This is a genomic window from Streptomyces sulfonofaciens (assembly GCF_014656295.1).
Taxonomy (GTDB): Bacteria; Actinomycetota; Actinomycetes; order Streptomycetales; family Streptomycetaceae; genus Streptomyces; species Streptomyces sulfonofaciens.
Genome location: NZ_BNCD01000001.1, coordinates 488953 through 502258, shown reverse-complemented (window position 1 = coordinate 502258; position 13306 = coordinate 488953). Strand labels below are relative to the sequence as shown.

General features: G+C 68.5%; 12 protein-coding genes. 9 read left to right on the top strand and 3 right to left on the bottom strand.

Features of this window, described 5'->3' with window-relative positions; genetic code table 11:
- Positions 1-61 precede the first annotated feature (61 nt).
- Positions 62-1192, bottom strand: coding sequence for a DNA polymerase III subunit beta (dnaN, locus tag IE313_RS01990; RefSeq protein ID WP_189929075.1), 1131 nt, complete (start codon positions 1190-1192; stop codon positions 62-64).
- 1431 nt (positions 1193-2623) lie between these two features.
- The gene (gene dnaA, locus IE313_RS01985) at positions 2624-4576 is read right to left on the bottom strand and encodes a chromosomal replication initiator protein DnaA (RefSeq protein ID WP_189929074.1); all 1953 of its coding nucleotides are present in this window, start codon (positions 4574-4576) and stop codon (positions 2624-2626) included.
- Positions 4577-5023: 447 nt separating this feature from the next.
- On the opposite strand from dnaA, the gene rpmH reads away from it, so the two are divergent.
- From rpmH to IE313_RS01940, 9 genes are all read left to right on the top strand, one after another.
- Entirely contained in the window at positions 5024-5161 is a 138-nt protein-coding gene (rpmH, locus tag IE313_RS01980; RefSeq protein WP_031511218.1) for a 50S ribosomal protein L34, read from the top strand.
- 27 nt (positions 5162-5188) lie between these two features.
- Entirely contained in the window at positions 5189-5560 is a 372-nt protein-coding gene (gene rnpA, locus IE313_RS01975; RefSeq protein WP_189929073.1) for a ribonuclease P protein component, read from the top strand.
- Positions 5557-5919, top strand: coding sequence for a membrane protein insertion efficiency factor YidD (gene yidD / locus IE313_RS01970; RefSeq protein ID WP_189929072.1), 363 nt, complete (start codon positions 5557-5559; stop codon positions 5917-5919). The genes rnpA and yidD overlap by 4 nt, the downstream gene beginning before the upstream one ends.
- Before the next feature lie 3 nt (positions 5920-5922).
- Positions 5923-7293 carry a membrane protein insertase YidC gene (yidC, locus tag IE313_RS01965; RefSeq protein WP_189929071.1) on the top strand — a complete coding sequence of 457 codons (1371 nt, stop codon included), beginning with the start codon at positions 5923-5925 and terminating at the stop codon, positions 7291-7293.
- Positions 7294-7307: 14 nt separating this feature from the next.
- Positions 7308-7820, top strand: coding sequence for a Jag family protein (locus IE313_RS01960; protein WP_189929070.1), 513 nt, complete (start codon positions 7308-7310; stop codon positions 7818-7820).
- Positions 7821-7922: 102 nt separating this feature from the next.
- Positions 7923-8639 carry a 16S rRNA (guanine(527)-N(7))-methyltransferase RsmG gene (gene rsmG / locus IE313_RS01955; RefSeq protein WP_189929069.1) on the top strand — a complete coding sequence of 239 codons (717 nt, stop codon included), beginning with the start codon at positions 7923-7925 and terminating at the stop codon, positions 8637-8639.
- Positions 8640-9006: 367 nt separating this feature from the next.
- The gene (locus tag IE313_RS01950) at positions 9007-10083 is read left to right on the top strand and encodes a ParA family protein (RefSeq protein WP_189929285.1); all 1077 of its coding nucleotides are present in this window, start codon (positions 9007-9009) and stop codon (positions 10081-10083) included.
- Positions 10080-11207 (top strand): ParB/RepB/Spo0J family partition protein, encoded by a 1128-nt coding sequence (locus IE313_RS01945; protein ID WP_189929068.1) that lies wholly within the window; start codon positions 10080-10082, stop codon positions 11205-11207. Before IE313_RS01950 ends, IE313_RS01945 begins: the two co-directional genes overlap by 4 nt.
- A 321-nt stretch (positions 11208-11528) precedes the next feature.
- Entirely contained in the window at positions 11529-12146 is a 618-nt protein-coding gene (locus IE313_RS01940; RefSeq protein ID WP_189929067.1) for a GNAT family N-acetyltransferase, read from the top strand.
- Positions 12147-12617: 471 nt separating this feature from the next.
- On the opposite strand, the gene IE313_RS01930 is transcribed toward IE313_RS01940, so the two are convergent.
- The gene (locus IE313_RS01930) at positions 12618-13199 is read right to left on the bottom strand and encodes a GNAT family N-acetyltransferase (RefSeq protein WP_189929066.1); all 582 of its coding nucleotides are present in this window, start codon (positions 13197-13199) and stop codon (positions 12618-12620) included.
- Positions 13200-13306 lie beyond the last annotated feature (107 nt).

Here is a 13306-nt window from a genome sequence, read left to right as displayed (position 1 = left end):
CTCCGTGCACACCTGTGGGCTCAGCCGCTCAGGCGTCACTCGCGTGGCCGGGAGGGGCCGCTCAGCCCGACAGGCGCACCGGCATGATCAGGTACTTGTACGCGTCGTCGGCCTCGGCGTCCACGGCGGGTTTGCCGCTGAGCAGGGCTGGCTTGGTGGAGGTGGTGAAGGAGAGCTGGGCGACCGGCGAGTCGATGGCGCTGAGGCCGTCCAGCAGGAACGTCGGGTTGAAGGCGATGGAGATGTCATCGCCCTCCAGTTGGGCGTCGACCCTTTCCACAGCCTGTGCGTCGTCGCTGGAGCCCGCCTCCAGGGTGAGCACGCCCTGCTCGAAGCTGAGCCGGACCGGGGTGTTCCGCTCCGCCACCAGGGCCACGCGCTTGACGGCCTCCACGAAGGGGGCGGTCTCGATGACCGCGACCGAGTTGAACTCCGTCGGGAAGAGGGTGCGGTACTTCGGCAGGTCGCCTTCGAGCAGCCGGGTGGTGGTACGGCGGCCGGCGCCCTCGAAACCGATCAGGCCCTCGCCCGCGCCGGAGCCGGACAGCGCGATGGTGACGCTGTCGCCGCTGGTGAGCGCCTTGGCGGTGTCCAGGAGCGTCTTGGCGGGGACCAGGGCGACGGCGGAGGCGTCGGCCGCCTCCGGCTTCCACAGGAACTCGCGGACGGCGAAGCGGTAGCGGTCGGTGGACGCCAGCGTGACGGTGTCGCCCTCGATCTCGATCCGGACGCCCGTGAGCACCGGGAGGGTGTCGTCGCGGCCGGCGGCGATGGCCACCTGGGAGGCGGCCGAGGCGAAGACCTCACCGGGCACGGTGCCGGTCGCGGACGGCATCTGCGGCAGCGCCGGGTACTCCTCCACGGGCAGGGTGTGCAGGGTGAAGCGCGAGGAACCGCAGACGACGGTCGCCCGTACACCGTCTGTGGAGATCTCCACGGGGCGGTTCGGGAGGGCGCGGCAGATGTCGGCGAGCAGGCGGCCCGAGACGAGGACGGTGCCCTCCTCCTCCACCTCGGCCTCCACGGAGACCCGGGCCGAGACCTCGTAGTCGAAGCTGGAGAGGCTCAGCGCGCCGTCCTCGGCCTTCAGCAGCAGGCCGGCGAGGACAGGCGCCGGCGGACGGGCCGGGAGGCTGCGCGCCGCCCAGGCCACTGCCTCCGCGAGTACGTCGCGTTCCACCCGGATCTTCACCGTAAGCCGCCTCCTGCTGTTGCCGGCCGCGTGCCGGCCGCTCTCGCTGTTGCCGGCCCTTGCCGCGCCGGCGTGTGCCCTCTGGTTGCCGTCTGCCGTCTGACTCGGTGTCGGCTCGTCCCGTACGGGGAAGGACACCGGGGAACAGTCTGACGCACAGCACTGACAGTAGGAGCCCGTCGGGGTCAAGTCATGCCCGTCGGTGCCGGGGTGTCGTGTCGCCGCGAGCCGCGAGTTGTGCACAGCCCCCACTTCGAAACGGATTCCTCGCTCTCTCCAAGTGGGGGTAGTAGTAGGGCTTGTGGAAACCGTGGATAACCCTGTTTCCGCAGCTCAGAGAGCGAATTTTGTCCACCGGGCCTGTGGGCGGTGCCCGTGGACAACCCGGTGCTTCTGTGGACGGGGAAAAGTTCTGCACACCCGATGCACAGGCAGGGGCCACTTCTCCCCAGCGGCGTCCCCAGGTTTACCCAGGTTCCCCACAGGCCATGCCGGCGCATCGATGTGACGCCTTTCACTCGACCCGGTGAGAAGGCGCGTTGTGTTGCCGAACAGTGGACAGCCGTGTGGAGAAGCGGGGAAAGGCTGGGGACAACCGTCCCCAGCCTGTGGGCGGGCGGTGGACAACGATCGCGCGGCACTGTGGACAGCGGCGTCGTCCACAGTCTGTGGAGAGCCTCTGTCCACGAATCCACAGCCCGGTGACCTGGCATGGAGGATCTTCGGCAGGCGCGCCTGTGGACACGGTCTGGACAACTTCGCCCTCCCCAGGGTGTGGACGGGAAAAAGTCCCCGGATCTGTGGAGAACACCCGTGACCTGTGGGGAAATCGAACGGAGCGGCGCGGGCTCCGACGGGGCTGCGACGGGACTCCGCAGGCCCTGTGCGTCCTGCACGCGCTCCCGGGCCCGCGCGCGTGCCGTCCGGCGGTGGCGTCCGGCACTGGCGTCGGGCGGATGGTCGGTGACCGGGGCGGGTCGCAGGGGGGCGCGGGGGCCGCCCTGCTCGCGGGCCACGTTGCGGAGGGGGCGAGGGCGCCGGCTGCGGGACGCGGACGAGGGAGCCCTGTCCGGTGCGGGAGGGCGTACTGGGCGGCGGCACGGGCGGCGACACCGGTCAGGTCGCAGGCCGGACAGGACCGGGCCGGACAGGACCGGGCCGGGCGGGGCGGGACCGGGCGGGGCTGCGGGGGGACTGGGCCGGGCGGGCCTGCGGACGGGCCGCGGCGGCGCCCGGCCGGGCCCGCCCCCGGCGAAGCGGGGACCCCGGACGACGGGCGGCAGGCCCGGCCGACGGCATGCCGGCACACCGGCGCTCGCCCCCGCCACTCCGGATGACGCGGCAGGGCTTACGTGGCGGGGCCGGCGAGACAGGGCCGGCGAGACAGGGCCGGCGAGACAGGGCCGGCGGGGCCGTCCGTGAAGCGTGAGGTCAGCCGTTCTTGATGCGGTTGGTGAGTTCCGTCACCTGGTTGTAGATCGACCGGCGCTCGGCCATCAGCGCCCGGATCTTCCGGTCGGCGTGCATCACCGTCGTGTGGTCGCGGCCGCCGAACTGTGCGCCGATCTTGGGCAGGGACAGGTCCGTGAGTTCCCGGCACAGGTACATGGCGATCTGGCGCGCGGTCACCAGCACCCTGCTCCGCGACGAGCCGCACAGGTCCTCGACGGTGAGGCCGAAGTAGTCCGCCGTGGCCCCCATGATCGCCGTCGCCGTGATCTCCGGGGACGCGTCCTCCCCGCCCGGGATGAGGTCCTTGAGGACGATCTCCGTGAGACCGAGGTCCACGGGCTGCCGGTTGAGCGAGGCGAACGCGGTGACCCGGATCAGTGCGCCCTCGAGCTCGCGGATGTTCCGCGAGATGCGGGACGCGATGAACTCCAGCACCTCCGGCGGCGCGTTCAACTGCTCCTGGACCGCCTTCTTGCGGAGGATGGCGATCCGGGTCTCCAGCTCGGGCGGCTGGACGTCCGTGATCAGACCCCACTCGAAGCGGTTGCGCAGCCGGTCCTCCAGGGTCACCAACTGTTTGGGCGGGCGATCCGAGGACAGCACGATCTGTTTGTTCGCGTTGTGGAGCGTGTTGAAGGTGTGGAAGAACTCCTCCTGCGTCGACTCCTTGTCCGCGAGGAACTGGATGTCGTCGACGAGCAGGATGTCCATCTCCCGGTAGCGCTTGCGGAAGCTGTCGCCCTTGCCGTCCCGGATGGAGTTGATGAACTCGTTCGTGAACTCCTCCGAGCTCACGTACCGCACCCGTGTCCCCGGGTAGAGACTGCGGGCGTAGTGGCCGATGGCGTGCAGGAGGTGCGTCTTGCCGAGACCGGACTCCCCGTAGATGAACAACGGGTTGTACGCCTTGGCAGGAGCCTCCGCGACGGCCACCGCGGCGGCGTGCGCGAAACGGTTCGAGGCACCGATCACGAAGGTGTCGAAGAGGTACTTGGGGTTCAGCCGGGCGGTCGGCTCGCCGGGACCCGTCGCGGGTGCGGGCTGCGCGGCGAGCGGCCCCGGCGCGCCACTGGACGCCGGCAGCACGGAACCGACCGGGCCTCCGCCGCGCACTCCGCCGGGCATGCCCGGCCCGCGCATGCCGACGGACGGCGGCTCCGGCCGCTCGGAACGGTCACCGCGCTGGACGTAGTCGGAGCGACCTTCGTAGTCGGGGCGCTGCGACTCGTAGTCGGCACGCTGCTGCTCGTACGCCTGCCGGTCGGGATCGTACGGCTGCCGATCGCGGTCGTAGGTCTGCCGGTCCTGGTCGTACGGCGCCCGCTCCTGGTCGTAGCCGGGCCGCTCGCTCTCGTACGGGGGGCGGCCCGGCTCGTACGGGGAGCGCTCGGCGGGCCCCGGCCGGTAGTCGTGCCCCGCCTGGTGCGGCGTGGTCGCGTACGGGTCCCGTTCGGGGAAGCCGAGCCGGGGCTGCTGCCAGGAGAAGTCGTCCCCGGGGCGTGGCCAGCCGCCGGGCTCGCGGCGCTCGTACTGCTCCGGGTATGCCGGGCGGGCGGTGGGGAGCTGGTCGGGACGCGGCGGCAGCTCCGGCTCCTCGTAGCGCTGCTGCGGGACGGGGTGCTGGGCGGCCGGCGACGGAGGCTCGCCCGCGGAGTCGTCGACCGTGATGGCGATCCGGATCGGGCGGCCGCACTCGCGGCTCAGGGTGTCGCTGACGACCGGTGCGAGCCTGCCCTCCAGTACGCCCTTCGCGAACTCGTTCGGCACGGCAAGCAGGGCCGTGTCCGCCACCAGCGCCAGGGGCTGGCAGCGCCTGATCCAGTGCTCGTCCTTCGCCTCGACGCTGGGCTCCCGGTGGCCCCGTCCCTCACCGAGGAGCTGTTCGAGGACCCGTGGCCACACTGCGGCAAGATCGGCAGGTACATCAGCCACAGGGCACGCTCTCTCACAGGTCCCACGAAGGTGTGGTTCTTGGGACGGGTCGGAAGAAAATCTTGAGGGGCCCGGAAGGGACTCGGACCGTGGGGATCCTGACGGATGGCAGGACGGGGGCGACGGGTCGTGGAAGGGACGAATCGGAGTCCAGTCACGGTAGTCAGGGCGCCCGTACGGTTCAAGTTGTTGTCCACAGGCTGTGCACAGTGTCTCGCAGTCTGCGCTTCGCCCGCACCGAGGCCGCTGGTTTGACCGAGTGGCCCGGGCCGCCGTACCGTTACGAGGTCGAGTTGTCGATGGCTGCTGCCGCCTGCCTCCGAAGGGCATAGATCACGCAGAGTGATCGGGAAGCGGTGCACTCGGGCGTAAGCGAGCTACTCGTGGGCGCACGGTGACAGCCAGGCGACACCCGCCATCCAACGACATCATCTCTGGAGCCCCCGAGTGAGTAAGCGCACCTTCCAGCCGAACAACCGTCGTCGCGCGAAGACCCACGGCTTCCGGCTTCGTATGCGCACCCGTGCCGGTCGCGCGATCATCGCCTCCCGCCGCAGCAAGGGTCGCGCCCGTCTGTCGGCCTGAGCCGGCTGAGCCGAGGCCGATGTCGCCGTGCTGCCTACCGAGCATCGGCTGAGGCGGCCCGAGGACTTCGCGACCGCGGTACGCCGGGGACGCCGGGCCGGGCGCCCGCTCCTCGTCGTCCACCTCCGCAGCGGTGTCACGGACCCGCACGCGGCCGGGGAAAGTGTTCCCCCGGCCCGTGCGGGTTTCGTCGTGAGCAAAGCCGTGGGCGGAGCGGTGATACGGAACACAGTGAAGCGCAGGCTTCGCCATCTGATGCGCGACAGAGTGGCTTTTCTGCCGCCCGGTAGCCTGGTAGTCGTGCGAGCGCTGCCCGGTGCGGGCGACGCCGATCACGCACAGTTGGCCCGAGACCTGGACGCCGCTCTTCAGCGATTGCTGGGAGGGGGTGCGCGATGAAGTACCCACTACTTGCCCTGATCAAGTTGTACCAGTGGACCATCAGCCCACTGCTGGGACCGGTGTGCAAGTACTACCCGTCGTGTTCCCACTACGGCTACGCGGCCATCGACCGGCATGGCGCGGTCAAAGGCACGGCGCTCACCGCCTGGCGCATCCTGCGGTGCAATCCCTGGTCGCCGGGTGGCGTGGATCACGTCCCGCCGCGTAAGCGTCCACGATGGCACGAGATGCTGCGTGACGCCTGGCGTACACGCAGGGGCGGGCCTTCCGCCGCCGGCGAGCCTTCCGGGGACCACCACCCCGCCGAGACCCAGAGCCGGGTCGCCGAGACCCCGACCCATGCTCAAGGAGCCTGATTAGTGGACACGATTGCCAGCTTGTTCAGCTTCATCACGACACCCGTCTCTTGGGTCATCGTTCAGTTCCACACGCTGTTCGGTGCGATCTTCGGCGCCGATACGGGGCTGGCCTGGGGCCTGTCCATCGTGTCCCTGGTGGTTTTGATCCGGATCTGCCTGATCCCGCTCTTCGTGAAGCAGATCAAGGCGACCCGCGCCATGCAGACGCTCCAGCCTGAGATGAAGAAGATCCAGGAGCGCTACAAGAGCGACAAGCAGCGTCAGTCCGAAGAGATGATGAAGCTCTACAAGGAGACGGGCACCAACCCGCTCTCCTCGTGTCTTCCCATCCTGGCGCAGTCGCCGTTCTTCTTCGCCCTGTACCACGTGCTCAGCGGCATCGCCTCCGGCAAGACCATCGGCGTGATCGACCAGCCGCTGCTGCAGAGCGCCCAGAAGGCGCACATCTTCGGCGCGCCGCTGGCCGCGAAGTTCCTGGACAGCGCCGACAAGGTCGGGGCGCTCGGCGCCAGCCTGACCGACGTCCGGGTCGTGACCGCGATCATGATCGTGCTGATGTCGTTCTCGCAGTTCTACACGCAGCGCCAGTTGATGACGAAGAACGTCGACACCACGGTGAAGACGCCGTTCATGCAGCAGCAGAAGATGCTCATGTACGTCTTCCCGCTGATCTTCGCCGTCTTCGGTATCAACTTCCCGGTCGGTGTCCTTGTCTACTGGCTGACCACCAACGTGTGGACCATGGGCCAGCAGATGTATGTGATCCGCAACAACCCGACCCCGGGTTCCAAGGCCCAGGCCGCTTACCTGGAGCGCCTGCACAAGCACGTCACGCACCACGGCAAGACCCGCAACCGTCGTGAGCGCGCCATCGTCAAGGCGATCGTCGCCAAGGGCCGGGACCGCAACGAGTTCGAGCGCAAGTTCATCACCGGACTGGGCAAGGCGGGGCTGGCGGCCCTGGCCGACGGCACCGTGGCGCAGAGCGAGAGCGTGAAGGCCACCGCCGCGGTGGAGGGCGCCGGAGACGCCGAGGGCGGTACTCCGACGACCGGCGGTGCGCCCCGGCGCCAGCAGCCCAAGCGGCAGTCGAAGTCCCAGCGGCAGTCGGGAGGCGCAGGCGGCCACGGCGGCGCCAAGGCCCCGGGTGGTGCCAGGCCGGCCGATGCGGCCGATGAGGGGTCGGACGCGGGCAAGGCCTCGCTGGAGAAGACCCAGGGCGCGTCCGGAGGCGCCCAGCGGGAAGAGCCGCAGGACACCAAGTCGTCGGCCAAGCCGGCCCGGAGCAGGGCGTCGTCCGGTAATGCACGCCAAGCCAAGTCCGGACAGCGCAAGGGCCAGCAGCGGCCCAAGCACCCGTCCAAGAAGTAAGAAGGAGTCCATTCGTGACGGAAGGCACCACCGCTGCCCCTGCCGAGGCGAGCGACACCCTGACCCGCCTGGAGCAGGAGGGCGAGATCGCCGCGGACTACCTGGAGGGTCTGCTGGACATCGCCGACCTGGACGGTGACATCGACATGGACGTCGAGGCCGACCGGGCATCCGTGTCGATCATCAGCGACACGGGGAGCCGCGATCTGCAGAAGCTGGTCGGACGCGAGGGCGAGGTGCTGGAGGCTCTCCAGGAACTCACCCGCCTGGCCGTCCACCGCGAGACCGGCGACCGCAGCCGGCTGATGCTGGACATCGCCGGGCACCGCGCCAAGAAGCGCGCCGAGCTCTCCGAACTGGGTGCCAAGGCCGCCGCGGATGTGAAGAGCTCCGGCGAGCCGGTCCGTCTCGACCCGATGACCCCCTTCGAGCGCAAGGTGGTGCACGACGCGGTGAAGGCCGCCGGCCTGCGCAGCGAGTCCGAGGGTGAGGAACCGCAGCGCTTCGTCGTTGTGCTTCCCGCCTGATTTTTCACAAGCCCCGGCCCCGTCTGTTCGCAGACGGGGCCGATCTTTGTCAGCCTGATAGTCACCAGCCGTGCGTCAGCGCGGTACGGAAGGACGGTCCCCGTGACCGAGGCAGCGGAGCTTCCCCCGGCGCCCGAGGAGGCCCGGGCGATCTTCGGCGAGCGTTTCCCGGACGCGGTTCGGTACGGAGAGCTGCTGGCCGATACAGGCGTGCGGCGGGGGCTGATCGGACCCCGGGAGGTGCCCCGGCTCTGGGAGCGCCATCTGCTCAACTGTGCCGTGCTCTCCGAGGTCGTGCCGGACAGCGTCACCGTCTGCGATGTGGGCTCGGGGGCGGGCCTACCGGGCATCCCGCTGGCTCTGGTGCGTCCCGACCTGAAGATCACGCTCCTTGAGCCGCTGCTGCGCCGCACCAACTTCCTCTCCGAGGCCGTCGAGCTGCTGGGGCTTGATCATGTGACCGTGGTACGCGGACGGGCCGAGGAGGTGCTGGGCACGCTACAGCCGGTGCATGTGGTCACGGCCCGTGCCGTGGCTCCGCTCGACCGGCTGGCGGGCTGGGGAGTGCCGCTGCTACGGCCCTACGGGGAGATGCTGGCGCTCAAGGGCGATACCGCCGAGGAAGAAGTGAAGAGCGCCCGCGCAGCCCTCAGCAAGCTGGGTGCCGTCGAGGCGTCGGTCCTTCACGTCGGTGAAGGTGTGGTGGATCCTCGGGCGACCGTGGTACGCGTCGAGGTCGGCGAGAGCCCGGGCGGGGTACGGTTCGCGGCGAAGCGGGCCAAGGCGGCTCGGACGGGACGTGCACGGCGTCGCCGATGATCCAGTAGCTGACTCCGCCCTGGTCAAGACCGTGATCACGAATTGGTCACGGAGTGCGCTCCTGCTGGCCGCGGTAATGGACGACGTCGGTCATCCGTCTTGGCGATAGGCCGTACTCCACACAAGCTGCCGAAAGTACGCATCTCGGAGTGTCGCGCGAGTATGGCGTTGACGGGTATGCATCGTGTTTCACGTGAAACGTCGCTCACTTCTGCATGGCATCATCAGTCGGGGTCGCGCTGCGGCCCATCCGCGTGATCGCAGGCCCTTGGGGGCCCTGGGGTCACCCGAACAGGGCATGGAGTTGTCCACAGGCGCGGATTTCTCCACAGAAGAACAGACCTCGCTGGTTCACGACCCCAAAGACATGGGAGGCTCTGTTCATCGCGAGCCTGAAGTCGAGGAGAGTGAATCCTTGCGGTCCGACGCCAACATCGCGGGACCGATGACCGATCCGGTCCCCGGTCCCCGCACCGAGACGGCGGGGGAGGATGTTTCACGTGAAACACCGGCCCCGCTCGACGACACCCCCATCGGTCGCGCTGCCCAGATGGCGGTGGAGGCCCTGGGGCGTGCCGGTGAAGGCTTGCCACGGCCGGAGCAGACCCGGATCATGGTGGTTGCCAACCAGAAAGGCGGGGTCGGCAAGACCACGACCACGGTCAACCTGGCTGCGTCCCTGGCAGTGCATGGTGCCAGGGTCCTGGTGGTCGACCTGGACCCGCAGGGCAATGCGTCCACCGCCCTGGGGATCGACCACCATGCGGAAGTCCCCTCGATCTACGACGTGTTGGTCGAGAGCAAGCCGCTCTCCGAGGTTGTGCAGCCGGTCCCCGATGTGGAGGGCTTGTTCTGTGCACCCGCCACCATCGATCTCGCCGGCGCGGAAATCGAGTTGGTCTCTCTGGTGGCCAGGGAGAGCAGGTTGCAGCGGGCCATCCAGGCGTATGAGCAGCCGCTGGACTATGTTCTGATCGACTGCCCTCCGTCGCTGGGCCTGCTGACCGTCAACGCTCTGGTGGCCGGCGCGGAGGTCCTGATCCCCATTCAGTGCGAGTACTACGCACTGGAGGGCCTGGGGCAGCTACTGCGGAACGTGGACCTCGTGCGCGGCCATCTCAATCCGACCCTGCATGTCTCCACGATCCTGCTCACCATGTACGACGGTCGGACCAGGCTGGCGTCACAGGTCGCCGAAGAGGTACGCAATCACTTCGGAGAAGAGGTCCTACGGACCAGCATCCCGCGCTCGGTACGTATCTCGGAGGCACCCAGCTACGGGCAGACCGTCCTGACCTACGATCCAGGATCAAGCGGCGCCCTCTCGTACCTGGAGGCGGCCCGGGAGATTGCCTTGCGAGGTGTCGGCTTGCGGTACGACGCCACGCATGCCCATCTGGGCTCTCAGAATGAACAGCAAAGCATCGCGGAGGGGATCCAGTGAGTGACCGACGGAGAGGATTGGGCCGCGGCCTCGGGGCTCTGATCCCTGCGGCTCCGACAGCCGAGAAGTCCGCGCCCCCGGCAGTGGGCAACGGCGCGTCGTCACCGGCAGCGGCCGCACCCGTCCTCAGTGCCGAACGGGGAGTGGCGGCGGCCAAGGTGGCCACCCTTCCCAGAGGCACCGTCTCTCCCGAGATGGAGGAGTCCTCGCAGGTGGGGCCGGGACACGCGCCCAGCGTCACGGAGACTCTGGAGCAGCATCCCGCAGGCGCCTATTTCGCGGAGTTGCCGCTCGACAGCATCACTCCCAACCCGCGTCAGCCGCGCGAGGTGTTCGACGATGATGCTCTGGCGGAACTGGTCACCTCCATCAAGGAAGTCGGCCTTCTGCAGCCGGTTGTGGTCCGGCAGGTGGGTGCGTCCCGCTATGAGCTGATCATGGGCGAGCGCCGGTGGCGGGCATGCCGTGAGGCCGGCCTGGATCGTATCCCCGCGATCGTTCGCGACACCGACGACGAGAAGCTCCTCCTGGACGCCCTGCTGGAGAACCTGCACCGCGCCCAGTTGAACCCGCTGGAAGAGGCCGCTGCCTATGACCAGCTCCTCAAGGACTTCAACTGCACCCATGACCAGCTCGCCGACCGTATTGGCCGCTCGCGCCCTCAGGTCTCCAACACGCTGCGCCTGCTGAAGCTCTCACCGGCCGTCCAACGCAGGGTGGCCGCCGGGGTGCTCTCCGCGGGGCATGCGAGGGCGTTGCTCTCCGTGGAGGACTCGGAGGAGCAGGATCGCCTTGCCCACCGGATCGTGGCCGAAGGGCTCTCGGTGCGGGCGGTGGAGGAGATTGTGACCCTGATGGGGTCGCGTCCGGCGAGCGCCCCGCGCCCCAAGGGGCCGCGGGCCGGCGGTCGGGTGTCGCCCGCGCTGAGCGACCTTGCCACACGGCTCTCGGATCGCTTTGAGACACGGGTCAAGGTCGACCTGGGCCAGAAGAAGGGCAAGATCGTCGTGGAATTCGCCTCCATGGACGATCTGGAGCGCATTCTCGGCACGCTCGCCCCCGGCGAGGGGCCCGTCCTGGGAAACGGACTGGGTCATGAGGAGCCCGAGGTGAAGGAAGCCTGAGCTGATGGGCTTCTGACCGCAGCGCGATGAGTGACATGGAGAGCGGGCCGTGTCCGGTGTGTACCGGAACACGGCCCGCTCTTTGCTTTATTACGGTATCGGTGCAATCGCATCGTGGCTACGATGCGATCAGGTAAGGCGGGCGCACCTGGTAGGACTCCCACAATGGGCGGGCCCTGCAGCCGGTGGGCCGCACCGTGCCGTCGACTGAGGTATGGGCAGGCTGCCCGGGCGATCGCCGGGCAGCCCGGCTCAGGTAACGGGGCGCATCACAGCCGTCCGTGGCGCGGCGGATGGCGGAGGAAGTGAGGAACTGCCTTCATGGGGCGTCGGCTCGTACCGCTTACGCTGGACAACCTTCCGGATCTCCCCAAGCGCTGTCGTACCTGCGTGTTCTGGGAGCTCGATCCGGTCAGTGGACAGGCCGCGGAGAAGGCCGGCACACCCGATCTGGAGAAAGAGGCATGGATCTCCGCCGTCCTGCTGGAGTGGGGGTCCTGCGGGCGCGTCGTCTATATCGATGATGTGCCGGTCGGCTTTGTGCTCTATGCACCACCGGCGTATGTTCCGCGCTCCACCGCCTTCCCCACGAGTCCCGTCTCGCCCGACGCCGTACAGCTCATGACTGCCTGGGTCATGCCCGGCTACCAGGGACAGGGGCTGGGGCGTGTGATCGTCCAGACGGTCGCAAAGGATCTGCTCCGCAGGGGCTTCAAGGCGATCGAGGCGTTCGGCGACGCCCGCTGGAAGGAGCCCGCCTGTCTCCTCCCCGCCGACCATCTGCTCGCGGTGGGTTTCAAGACGGTGCGCCCCCATCCCGCTTATCCCCGGCTGCGGCTGGAACTACGGACGACGCTGTCATGGAAGGAAGACGTCGAGATGGCCATTGACCGCCTTCTCGGTGCGGTCCAGAAGGAACCCGTGCTTCGGCCGCTGTGAGCCGACACCGCACACGTTCACGGGCGTCGTCCGCTGCTGTGGGCCGGGGTTCGGGCATGGTGCTGTATTCCGGTAGAACCTCGTGCAGGAGCGCGTGGTCGCTGCGCTGCCCTGCGGTGACCCCGATGGCGATCAGGCGGCCCCTTGCCGCACGCCGTGTTGGATCTCGCTGCCGCACCCGCCTCGCGGGGCAGGTCGCGCCATGGGACCCCAGTGCTCCATCTGGAGATGATCCCCTCGATGGTGCGGTGGTGGTCAGCGGCGGTGTCCCGCAAAGCAAGATCCGCTAGCCGCTGCCCATGCCGCTGCCGGAAGGGCCGTTCGAGACCGGCACCGGCTCCTACCGCCTCGCCGGCACCCGATCAGGAGCCGAAGAGCACGCCAAGGCTGGTTGGCACCTGACGGTCCCGTTCTGGCGGACGCCGCTGCACGGGCGGTGTCCGCCAACAGGAAGTCCCGGGCTACCTCTGCTCAGCTCGCTTGTTGGGCATGCTCGGCCGTCCTTGCCTCCCATTGGTCTGCCGTCATACGCCAGATGACATCGATCCCCACTTCGCCAGGAGCGACGGGCCCTTCAACTGCTCGTACGCGCTCAACCTCAGTGAATCCCAAGCGGCGGGCGACGGCTCCGCTGGCAGGGTTGGCGAGATCGTGATGGATCTCGATACGGTCGATGCCTGCGAGCTGGAAGCCCTGGCGGACAAGAGCCGCTGCGGCCATCGTGGCCAGCCCCCGCCCGGTCCAATGGGGGTGGAGCCAGTAACCGATGTCGAGGCCGCCGGCTCCGATGCGACGCATGAGGCCGCAGCTACCGATCACCGCAGCCTCTGATGTGATCGCATAGCCGAAGGCTTGCCTGGTTTCCCACTCTTCCTGGTTGCGGGCGAGGAAATCAGAGGTCTGCTGTCTTCCAGAGTCGGCTGCCCAGGGCATCCACGGCGCCAGATGGTCCAGGGACTCGTGGATCGCCCGTTCCAAGGCATCGAGATCGCTCATACGCCACCGGCGCAGTTCAACCTGGTCAGAAACGAGACTCTCGGCAGGCTCTTCCATGCATCGCATGCTCTCGCAACCCAGTTGAGACCGACAACGCATTATCGGTTGCCCGTCACTCAACTAGGCACGGTTGAGCTTCGCGGGCTTAGGGCGACGTCACGACG